The sequence below is a fragment of the Mammaliicoccus fleurettii genome (genome assembly GCF_003970575.1).
GTDB lineage: Bacteria > Bacillota > Bacilli > Staphylococcales > Staphylococcaceae > Mammaliicoccus > Mammaliicoccus fleurettii.
This window is the reverse complement of the sequence record NZ_RXWZ01000082.1, coordinates 23,543-34,963: the sequence shown is the minus strand read 5'-3', so window position 1 is coordinate 34,963 and position 11,421 is coordinate 23,543. Positions and strand designations below refer to the sequence as shown.

10 protein-coding genes and 1 pseudogene are annotated in these 11,421 nt (G+C 31.1%); 3 read left to right on the top strand and 8 right to left on the bottom strand.

Annotated elements, in window-relative coordinates:
- Positions 1 to 134: 134 nt before the first annotated feature.
- Positions 135 to 641, top strand: a complete 507-nt coding sequence (locus tag CD129_RS07310) for a methylated-DNA--[protein]-cysteine S-methyltransferase (RefSeq protein WP_107509515.1) — start codon at positions 135 to 137, stop codon at positions 639 to 641.
- A 38-nt stretch (positions 642 to 679) separates the two neighbouring features.
- Here the strand turns inward: CD129_RS07310 and CD129_RS07305 are convergent, their stop codons facing one another.
- From CD129_RS07305 to groES, 6 genes and pseudogenes are all read right to left on the bottom strand, one after another.
- Positions 680 to 1,243 carry a GNAT family N-acetyltransferase gene (locus tag CD129_RS07305; protein ID WP_107509514.1) on the bottom strand — a complete coding sequence of 188 codons (564 nt, stop codon included), beginning with the start codon at positions 1,241 to 1,243 and terminating at the stop codon, positions 680 to 682.
- Between the two features lie 391 nt (positions 1,244 to 1,634).
- Positions 1,635 to 2,729, bottom strand: a complete 1,095-nt coding sequence (locus CD129_RS07300) for an ABC transporter permease (RefSeq protein WP_078358269.1) — start codon at positions 2,727 to 2,729, stop codon at positions 1,635 to 1,637.
- Positions 2,719 to 3,453, bottom strand: coding sequence for an ABC transporter ATP-binding protein (locus tag CD129_RS07295; RefSeq protein ID WP_078358270.1), 735 nt, complete (start codon positions 3,451 to 3,453; stop codon positions 2,719 to 2,721). The genes CD129_RS07300 and CD129_RS07295 overlap by 11 nt, the downstream gene beginning before the upstream one ends.
- A gap of 101 nt (positions 3,454 to 3,554) precedes the next feature.
- Positions 3,555 to 3,734: pseudogene (locus CD129_RS07290) on the bottom strand (Abi family protein); the annotation flags it as partial.
- 214 nt (positions 3,735 to 3,948) lie between these two features.
- Positions 3,949 to 5,574 (bottom strand): chaperonin GroEL, encoded by a 1,626-nt coding sequence (gene groL / locus CD129_RS07285; RefSeq protein ID WP_126577742.1) that lies wholly within the window; start codon positions 5,572 to 5,574, stop codon positions 3,949 to 3,951.
- A gap of 42 nt (positions 5,575 to 5,616) precedes the next feature.
- On the bottom strand, positions 5,617 to 5,901 hold the full coding sequence (gene groES / locus CD129_RS07280) for a co-chaperone GroES (RefSeq protein WP_078358274.1): 285 nt from the start codon (positions 5,899 to 5,901) through the stop codon (positions 5,617 to 5,619).
- 174 nt (positions 5,902 to 6,075) lie between these two features.
- Here groES and mroQ point away from each other — a divergent pair, with 174 nt between their 5' ends.
- Positions 6,076 to 6,846, top strand: a complete 771-nt coding sequence (gene mroQ / locus CD129_RS07275) for an intramembrane glutamic endopeptidase MroQ (protein WP_078358277.1) — start codon at positions 6,076 to 6,078, stop codon at positions 6,844 to 6,846.
- Positions 6,847 to 6,888: 42 nt separating this feature from the next.
- Here the strand turns inward: mroQ and CD129_RS07270 are convergent, their stop codons facing one another.
- Complete coding sequence (locus CD129_RS07270) at positions 6,889 to 8,319, bottom strand: phosphate--AMP phosphotransferase (RefSeq protein ID WP_107509497.1); 1,431 nt, start codon at positions 8,317 to 8,319, stop codon at positions 6,889 to 6,891.
- A gap of 112 nt (positions 8,320 to 8,431) precedes the next feature.
- Between CD129_RS07270 and CD129_RS07265 the strand changes: the two genes are divergently transcribed.
- The gene (locus CD129_RS07265) at positions 8,432 to 10,132 is read left to right on the top strand and encodes a M3 family oligoendopeptidase (RefSeq protein WP_115337243.1); all 1,701 of its coding nucleotides are present in this window, start codon (positions 8,432 to 8,434) and stop codon (positions 10,130 to 10,132) included.
- A gap of 203 nt (positions 10,133 to 10,335) precedes the next feature.
- On the opposite strand, the gene CD129_RS13315 is transcribed toward CD129_RS07265, so the two are convergent.
- Complete coding sequence (locus CD129_RS13315) at positions 10,336 to 11,388, bottom strand: SdrH family protein (protein WP_218585265.1); 1,053 nt, start codon at positions 11,386 to 11,388, stop codon at positions 10,336 to 10,338.
- Positions 11,389 to 11,421: the final 33 nt, after the last annotated feature.

Here is an 11,421-nt window from a genome sequence, read left to right as displayed (position 1 = left end):
TCATCCTTTCAACTTTATTAACATTATTGTAAGGGAATACTTTATTATAAGCAATATTACATAGTAATTAGCCACTTAAGATAAATAAGTACATACAGTTTAAATATGTTAAAATTTCAATAGGAGTGATAATTATGACTTTATATCAAAAGTTTATTCATACCAAAGCCGGTGAAATGTTAGCAATTGCTGATGAAACGCATTTATTAATGTTGCATTTTATTAATAAGCCTTCTCTTGAAGAAGAATTACAAATTGTTAAACAACAACTTAAGTCTGATGTACTTTTACAAAGTAATAAAGTATTAGATAATCTTGAACAAGAATTAAATAGCTATTTCGATGGTAAATTAGATTCATTTTCAACGCCGATTAAGTTTAATTTTGGCACACCTTTTCAACAAAAAGTTTGGACTGCATTATGTGAAATACCTTATGGAGAAACCATTTCTTATAAACAACTTGCAGAAAATATAGGTAAGCCGACTGCCTTTCGTGCAGTTGCAAATGCAAATGGCAAAAATTTCATTACGCTTATAGTCCCTTGTCATAGAGTGATCGCAGCAGATGGTTCATTAGGAGGATATTCTAGTGGTATAGAAAGAAAGGAATTACTACTTGAAATAGAGAAAAAAAACTAACACTTGATTAGCGCTAATCAAGTGTTAGTTTTTTTCTATTAAACTTTCTTCACCATATATTTATAATCATGTCCACTTAGAACTCTATCAGTTAAAGGTTCAAAGCCGAGTTTATTATACAATTTCAATGCACCTTTATTATCAAAATCACAATTTAATGAAACTTGTTTAAATCCTAATTTTTTAGCATTTTTAAAAGTGAATTCTATTAGTTTAGATGCAATCCCTTTTCCTCTATATTTCGTAAATACTGCAACAGATTCTATATAGAAATCTCCATTGTCTGTTTCGTGTTCAGGTAAAGGTGTACTTTCTAAATTAAATGATTCGTTAAAATCTATCTCTAACCAATTGTTTTCAAGTTGTGCTTCATCATCGCCAGCATAACAATTTATAAATCCTGCTAATTCATCATCAACTTCGAATACATGGATATGTTTATAGTTATTTCTGTAATTTCCTTCAACTATACTTTGTTCAATGACTTTCAACACTGTATCTTTGTCATTATTAACAACTAAAGGCAGTTCCATATCATTCCATATAATATACATTAACTCACTTAACTGTTTAGCATCTTTCTTCTGAGCAGCTCTAATCATAGCTATTCCCCTTTATTACAAATTATGTCTATTTTATCATGTTTGCTCTGTCTTGATAAATTCAAACGCTCTATTTATCATGTTGGCCACGTCTTGCAATATTCAGCTCTTCTATTTATCATGTCGGCCACGTCTTGATAAATTCAGCCGCTCTATTTATCATGTTGGCCACGTCTTGCAATATTCAGCCGCTCTATTTATCATGTTTGTCTCGTCTTGCAATATTCAGCCGCTCTATTTATCATGTTGACCACGTCTTGATTAATTCAAACGCTCTATTTATCATGTTTGCTCTGTCTTGATAAATTCAGACACTCTATTTATCATGTTGGACCTGTCTTGATAAATTCAAGCCTTTTATTCACTTTCCTAATAAAAATATGACATTTTTTTATACTTTTCTATATCTCTTCAATCCCACTATATTCAAAATTGTAAATCCTATTATAAATACAAGTAATATACACATATCAAACCAAATGTATTCAAATCCTTGTCCTTTAATCATTATATTCGTCAAAGCATCACCGGCATATCTTAATGGGAATAAATAACCAATTACGCTAATCCAACTTGCAACATTTTCTAACGGAATAATACCAGAGAAGAATACTTGTGGTATCACTACTATAGGAATAAATTGAATCATTTGGAATTCAGAATTTGCAAATGTAGAAACAAATATTCCCATTGCTAAAGCTGAAAGAGCAGTTAAAATATTAATTAATATTACCAACCAAATACTCCCAGCTAAATCTATTTTCAATAAGTAAATTGCATAAAAAACGATAATGATTGTTTGAAAAATAGCAAATAAGCCATATCCTGCTAAGTATCCAAATACTATTTCACTTCTTTTAACTGATGTTGCAAGCAAACGTTCTAAAGTACCATTTGTTCTCTCTCTTAATAAAGCAATACCAGATATTAAAAATACAAAGAAGAATACAAAGAATCCAATTAGTATAGGAAACATTTTATCAAAATAAGTACTATCTGAATCTCCATATAAATAATGATTGTCTAATTTCAATTCTTCAGAAGCTTTTGAGTTACTTTGTTTCAGATTATTGGGCAGTTTCTCAATAACATTAACCACATCTTGCATTTTATTTTTTTGTAATACGGTACTTATTATTTGCTTAGTCGCACTAGACTTACTTGGATCTTCATTTGTATATGTGACATACAAATCCGAACCTCTTTTTTCTATATATGCATCTAATTCTGATTTTTCTATCGTTTTTCTAATCGAATGTGTATTCTCATAACTTTTAATATCTACTTTATCTTTTGGTATTTCCTTTGTAATTGTACTCGGAACATTCTCATTTATACCTATTGTTAAATTAGTTTCTGAATTTGTATTAAATATGAAATACATAAGTGTTAATACTAATATTGGCGCAAATAGCATTAATGCAAGTGTTCTTTTATCTCTAATGAGCTCTTTAACAACTCTTATAAAAATAGCTTTAAACCTCATGATGATCACCTTCTTCAGCTTGTAAAAACACCTCTTCAATAGTGTTAACATTAAATTTATCTTTCAATGCTTGTGGTGTACCTATTTCAAAAAGTTTACCTTCAATTATTAAACCAATATAGTCACATCTTTCCGCTTCACTCATAACATGCGTTGTCACAATCACTGATTTACCTTTATTAGTTAAACTGTTCAACTGCTTCCAAATATCCCTTCTTAAACTAGGATCAATACCTACAGTTGGTTCATCTAAAATTATAAGGTCTGGGTTTGAAATGAGTGTAATAGCTAAAGAAAGTCTTCTTTTCATACCTCCAGAAAAAGTAGAAACAATTTTATCCATATCTTGCTCCAAGTTCACTAACTTCATATTTGTTACCATTTCTTGTTCTAATTTTTCTCCTTTTAAACCCATTAGATTGCCAAAGAATACTAAATTTTCTCGAGCAGATAAATTTTCATATAATGCATCACTTTGGCCCATATAACCTATACGGTTAAGCACTTTTCTATTTGGTATATCTTTGTTAAATACTATAGCATGACCTGATTCTAAACTTTCCATACCCATCAAACATTTAATGGTAGTTGTTTTCCCTGATCCACTAGGACCAATTAATCCTAATATCGTACCAGAATTGAGTTCTATATTTATATTATTTAAAACTGCTACTTTATCGTAGTACTTAGTCGCATTTTCTAATTTTGCTACAACCTCTGTCATAATTGGACAACTCCTTTTAAAATCTAGTTTCAATTTTATTTATTATTGCAATTATAACGCTCTTAAAGAAAAAACACCCACTAGTTAGTGAGTGTTAAAGTAAATCTTTCTGGAACTACAGGTACTTCTTGACTATCTAAACATAAAAATAAGTCCTTGTATCCGTTTATTATGTTATAGTAGTTTTCATTTTCTAAATCCCTTTTCTTCTCGCTAGGGACTTCTAATCCTCTATCTCGTAAAATTTTCAACTGTTGATTATGTGTTTTAAAAGGTTTCATTTAATTCATAACTCCTAAAAAGATAGCCATAACCCGAGTAGAGTTATGGCTAGATCATTTGTATATATATTACACTATTTCTCCAAGTAAAGCAACGACAAAATCATACAAAAAAGACGCTTCCCAAAGGTTTAGTAACCTAATGGGAAACGTCAATAAAAATTATGTCATTAATATTTGCTAAATGCCTTCAAATCAACGTTTGATGGCTATTTTACATCATGCCTGGCATACCGCCCATGCCGCCCATATCTGGTGCAGCTGGTTCGTCTTCTGGTATATCTGCTACTACCGCTTCAGTAGTTAAGAACATTGCTGCTACTGATGCTGCATTTTGTAATGCTGAACGTGTAACTTTTGTTGGATCCACAATACCTGCATCTAACATGTTTACCCATTCGTCTGTTGCTGCATTGAAACCAATACCTTCATCTGCATTTTTAAGTTTTTCAATTATAATTGAACCTTCTAATCCAGCATTTTCAACTATTTGACGTAATGGTGCTTCTAAAGCTTTCAATACAATATTCACACCTGTTTGAACGTCGCCTTTAGCATCTACTTCTGCTACTTTATTATATATTGAAACAAGTGCAGTACCACCACCTGCTACAATACCTTCTTCAACTGCAGCACGTGTAGAGTTTAATGCATCTTCAATTCTTAATTTACGTTCTTTTAATTCAGTTTCAGTTGCTGCACCTACTTTTATAACTGCAACACCGCCTGCCAATTTAGCTAAGCGTTCTTGTAATTTTGTACGGTCGAAATCTGAAGTAGTTTCTTCGATTTGTGCTTTAATTTGACCAACACGAGCATCTATATTAACTGAATCTCCTTGACCTTCAACTATTGTTGTATCATCTTTAGTTACTTGAACTTTACCTGCTTCTCCAAGCATATCTAATGATGTTTCTTTTAAGTCTAAACCTAAATCATCAGTAATAACTTGTCCACCAGTTAAAATAGCTAAATCATCTAACATTGCTTTACGACGATCACCAAATCCTGGTGCTTTAACAGCAACAGCAGTAAATGTTCCACGTAATCTATTTAATACTAAGTTAGTTAATGCGTCACCATCTACATCATCAGCAACGATTAAAATCGGTCTGTTTGTTTGTAATATTTTTTCTAAAATAGGTAAAATATCTTGGAATGATGAGATTTTTTTATCTGTAATTAAAATGTAAGGATTTTCTAATTCAGCTGTCATTTTATCAGAATCTGTAACCATATATGGAGAAGTATATCCTCTATCAAATTGCATACCTTCCACGACTTCTAATTCAGTACTGAATCCTTTTGATTCTTCAATTGTAATTACACCGTCATTACCGACTTTCTCCATAGCTTCTGAAATAAATTTACCTATTTCTTCATCAGCTGCTGAGATAGAACCAACTTGAGCAATTTCTTCTTTCTTCTCAACTGGTTGTGAAATTCTGTGTAATTCTTCTAATGCTACTTTAACAGCTTTATCGATACCTTCACGAATACCAACAGGATTAGCACCACTTGTTACGTTTTTCAAACCTTCTTGAATCATAGCTTGAGCTAACACTGTCGCTGTAGTCGTACCGTCACCAGCAACATCATTTGTTTGGTTAGCAACTTCAGCTACTAACTTAGCTCCCATATTTTCGTATGCATCTTCTAATTCAATTTCTTTTGCAATTGTTACACCATCATTAGTAATTAATGGTGAAGTGAATTTTTTATCTAAAACGACATTACGTCCTTTTGGTCCTAATGTAACTTTAACTGCATTAGCTAATTTATCAACACCAGCGAGCATTGAACGACGTGCATCTTCTGAAAATTTTAATTCTTTAGCCATTTATAATACCTCCATAATATATCTTCAACAAATCTAAATTAATTATTCTATAACTGCTAAAATATCCTCTTCTGAAAGGATAATATATGTCTCTTTATCACGTTTAACTTCTGTTCCTGCATATTGTTGATAAACAACTTGATCTCCTACAGCAACATCTACAGTAAGTCTTGTGCCATCTTCTAAACGCTTACCTGGTCCAACAGCTACAACTTTACCTTCGTTAGACTGTTCTTTAGCTGAATCTGTTAATACAATTCCGCTAGCTGTAGTTTGTTCTGTTTCTGTTTTCTCGATAATAATTCTATCTCCCAATGGTTTTAACATTTATAAAATCCTCCTTGGCGCTATTAATATTAGCACTCTTAATACTTAAGTGCTAACTACATTTTTATAATAATCAAATTTGGTCAAAATTACAAGCAATATAACTTAATTTTTTCTCTTTTCGTACTAAATAAGGTACAATATGTACATGTTTATTTTTGGAGGAATTGAAATATGCAATTTAATCGACTAACTGTCAACATTGCTACATTACTATTATTTGCCGTTGTACAAACGATAGCAATTATACCAAATAGCTTATACGCGGATTCAGGACTATCTAAAATCACAAGATTAGAGATTAGTTTAACTTGGATGTCTGCTTCAGCTATCATTGCAGTGTTACTATTATGGTTTATGAACTCAAATATTAAAAATCCAACTCGTCTTGAGAAACAAACAAAAGAACCATGGGTATATGTTATTTTTTGGTGCATAGCGGGAATATTTCTTGCAATGTTCGGACAAATAATCGCAGCTTTAATCAATACTTATATTCTTAATCAACCTATGGAGAGCGGTAACACGCAAAATCTTATGAAGATTGCACAACAATCACATATATTGATTATTTATATCGTATTAGCTGGTCCTATACTTGAAGAACTGATATTCCGAAAATTAATTTTTGGTGAAATATATAATATGATTAAAGCACCTAAATGGTTAAGTTTTATAATCGCAGTATTAGTCAGTTCGTTTGTCTTTTCTCTAGCACATTCAGACCCCGAACATACTTTAATCTATGTAGTAATGGGAACTGTTTTTAGTGGGCTATATGTTTTAACTAAAAGAATCATCGTACCAATCGTTGCCCATATGGGAATGAATGGTATCGTAGTTTTAGGTCAAATTGTTTTTAAAGATCAACTTAATGAACAAATAGAAAAACAATCACAAGTATCTAACCTTATTTATCAAACATTTATTAATATGTATTCATAAAAATAAAAAGCCTCGGATATTTTTATCCTTGGCTTTTATTTTTCAATATTGTTTAACGCCCCATAAAGCTTCTTCACATTTTTTAATGATATACTTTAACACTTCAATTCTTGCTGATTTTTTATTATCAGCTGGTACAATGTGCCATGGTGCGTAATCGGTATTTGTTTTTTCTATCATATCGTGACTAGCTTCAATATATAAATCCCATTTCTCTCGATTACGCCAATCTTCATCGGTTATTTTCCATTGTTTTTCAGGGGTTTCTTCTCTTTCTTTAAATCTTTTTAGCTGTTCATCTTTATCTAAAGTTAAAAAGAATTTTAATACAATTGCACCTTCATCCGTCCACATTTTCTCAAATTGATTAATTTCTTGATACGCACGTGACCATTCATCTTTAGTTGCAAATCCTTCGACTCTTTCAACTAAGACTCTGCCATACCAACTTCTATCAAATATTTCAACATGCCCACTTCTTGGCATATCTTTTGCAAATCGCCATAAATAATGATGAGTAAGTTCGACATCTGTAGGTGCACTAATTGCATTGACCTCATAACCAGTTGGGTCTAATTTTTCTCTTACTCTTTTTATATTTCCACCTTTACCGGCAGCATCCATTCCTTCATACACCAATATTAAAGGTATTTTTCTTTCATACAAAGCAAATTGCAGCTCTTTTAACCTGCTTTGTAGTTCACCTATTAATGATTTGTATGTTTTATTGTTTATCTTTTCAATAGATTGATTAAGTAATTCAGATTTAAAATTATCACTAAAATTGCCATCACTTACTTTCTTAGTCTCTTTATGTAGTTGAATGGCACTTTTTAAACGCGTTATAATATGTTGATTCATTGATTTAATAGCTTCATCTTTTTCTGTATAATCAATAATTTTCCATTCATCTTTAGGTGCATCTTTTAAAATTTTATGCATCTCTTTATGGTAAACATCATCAGCTATAGCACTTTCATATTCTTGTGCTTTCCAATTTGTAAGTGGATTTTCCTTCATTTCTTTTAAATGCGCTTTTCTTTTTTTATCACTAATCTCAATATAAAACTTAATTATTTCATACCCATCATCTTTAATCATCGATTCAAAATTCTGTATTTGTCTTTTTAATACATGATATTTATTATAAATGGAATTCTTGATTTTATTTTCTTGGTATTCAATAAAATATGCATACCAACTTCTAAAATAAATGTTAATATCTCCTCTAGCAGGTAAACTGTTCCAATATTTCTGTAAAAATTGGTACCTAAGATCATCCTCTGTAGGAGACTTTGTAGGTATAAAACGCGTGTATTTTGCATCAAGTGTTAATAAAAGTTCGTTAGATAGTCTTGTCTTCCCTGAAGCTGGAACACCCTCAAATACAATCATAATAGGAATTCCAAGTTCTTTAGTTTCCCTAGTTAAAGCTGCTACTTCTAAAGATAATTGTTCATTATTTTTAGTCATATCAATACACCTCTTTTCAAATAATATTATATGCCCACATTACAGTTTTCGCAATTTTCAAGTAATTATTATATTGATAATGGTATAATACTTTTAATATGGAGGGAAAATTATGACACTTACATTTAAAGAATATCAATATGAACAAATAAACATTGAAGAAAAAGAACAAAAAACGAAATCACTTTTAAAAATATTAGATCACGCTGAAACAATTGCTGAAGCTATAGAAACTATAAATAAAATAAACAAAATAAGAAATCATACAGATACATACTTCAACATTGCTTACATTAGAGCATCTATCGACAGTCACGATGATTTTTATAGTAAGGAAAGAGACTTTTTTGATGAAAATATGCCTAAAATACAAAATTTAGATAACCTATTTTATGAATCATTACTTAATTCTAAATTTAAAGACGAGCTAATTAAACATTTTGGTCAACAATTATTTTCTTTAGCTGAAGTTGCTTTATACACTTATCATCCTTCAATCAATGAATTACTCGTAAAAGAAAATAAGTTAGTAAGTAAATATGATAAATTAGTTGCCTCAGCAGAAATTGAATATAAAGGAGAACAGTTAAATTTATCACAGTTTAGCAAATATTTAATAAATAAAGATAGAAATATACGTAGAGATGCATACATTACGAAAGAAAAATTTTTCGACGCTCATTTAGAAGATTTTGATCGAATTTATGATGAGCTTGTTAAAGTTAGACATGAAATAGCTATAAAATTAGGATATGACAATTTTGTTCAACTTGGTTATGATCGCATGCAAAGGATTGGATATGGTGATCAAGATGTTAAAGTTTTTAGAGATCAAGTAAAAGAATTTATCGTTCCTATAGCTGAAACTATTAAAGCACAACATGCTAAACGTATAGATGTTAACCAATTAAAAGTATATGACCAAAATTTCACGTTTAAATTGGGATCACCTAAACCACAAATAACAACAGATGAAATTGTAGAAAATGCTAGAACAATGTATTATGAACGCTCTAATGAAACAGCAAAATTCATAGATTTTATGATAGATAAAGAATTGTTTGATTTAGAAGCTAAGAAAGGAAAAGAAAGTGGTGGTTATTGCACTATTATTAATGATTTCAAATCACCATTTATCTTCGCCAACTTTAATGGTACACAAGGTGACATCGAAGTCATGACTCATGAAGCTGGTCACGCTTTTCAAGTTTTTGAAAGTCTAAAATATTCTGTACCTGAATATTACTTTCCGACTTCTGAAGCATGTGAAATACACTCTATGAGTATGGAATATTTAACTTATCCATGGATGAAATTATTTTTCAAAGAAGACACAGAAAAATTTATGTTATCACATTTAGAAGATAATATTAAATTTTTACCATATGGCGTAGCGATAGATGAATTTCAACATAAAGTGTATGAAAATCCAGGTATTTCTGTTGAAGAACGAAGAAAAATTTGGTCTAACATAGAGAAGAAATACTTACCAACTATAGATTATGATGGCATACACCACTTAGAAGATGGCGCTTTTTGGCATAGACAAGGTCATATATTTGCTTCACCTTTTTATTATATCGATTATACATTAGCCACAATTTGTGCAATGCAATTTTATATCAAACAAGAAAATGATAAAGAACAAGCATGGGCTGACTATTTAAAAATATGTCAAATCGGCGGATCTCAATCATTTGTGGATATTATTGAATCAGTTGGTTTACAATCACCATTTGAAAAAGGCACTGTAAAATCAATTGTGGAACACATTTATAAAGCAATTCAAAATATTGATCAGTCCCAATTCTAAAGACAACTTTACTAAGTTCTGCCAAGTTGTAGATTAAGTCACTAGTTAATCGAAGAGTTCGGCCAAGTTGTAGATTAAGTCACTAGTTAATCGAAGAGATTGACCAAGTTGTAGATTAAGTCCGGCGTTAATCGAAGAGTTCTGCCAAATGAAAGGCTGAGACAATTAACTTGTCTCAGCCTTATTTTTTCATATCTAATTTATTAAGATTTAGTTACTTTTCTCAAGAAGAATACAATTACAGATCCTAAAATTACTACTATCGCTAACGAAATACCAATAATTAGTGGCTTTGAAACATCTTTTTTTTCTGAAGCTGTATCAAAACTTTCAGTAGTTGTTGAAGTGGATTCTGTTTTTGTATCATTATCTTCATTTGTGGATGTAGTTGCTGTTGTATTAGATGTTTTTTTAAATTTAGGATGAGCTAAATCAGGTCTACTTCCTACTTTACTCGTAACCAAATCTAAAACATCTTCATCCAATTTGCTATAATATTCTTCAGAGTTACCTGGAATGAACTTTGGATCTTCTCCTTCAGAATATTGTTGTTCATAATTATCAGGATAAGATGGCATAGTAGGTGTATATTGATCTATATATTGATCTATATATTGGCTATTATAGTTGTTATTATTTGAGTCATTTGATTTTGGTTCTTCAGTTGATGGTTTTCCTTCACCTGAATTATTAGGCGGTGGTGTTTGATTATTGCTATTTCCACCATTTGGTTCTTCCGTACTCGGTTCCTCTGTACTTGGCTTTTCACCTGTATTAGGTTCTTCTGTGCTCGGTTCTTCTGTTGATGGTTTTCCCCCACCTGAATTTGGCTCTTCCGTACTCGGTTCTTCTGTACTTGGTTTTTCACCTGTATTAGGTTCTTCTGTGCTTGGTTCTTCAGTTGATGGTTTTCCCTCACCTGAATTTGGCTCTTCTGTACTCGGTTCCTCTGTACTTGGTTTTTCACTTGTGTTCGGTTCTTTGATTGGTTCTTCTGTACTTGGTTTTTCACTTGTATTCGGTTCTTTGTTTGGTTCTTCTGTACTTGGTTTTTCACTTGTATTCGGTTCTTCTGTACTTGAATCTTTTTTCTTCTCTGTTTTTTGTTTAGTTTGTTCTTCAGCTGTATTAGGAGAAGTGTCTTTCACATTTGATTGTGAAGGTTCAATAGCGAGTGTATCATTCCCGTGTGCTACACCTATAACCATCGAAGATAATAATAAAGTTGATATAATTGAATTTTTAAGTACCTTCATAAATGTTATCCCCCTCCTATACGTTTTCAATAT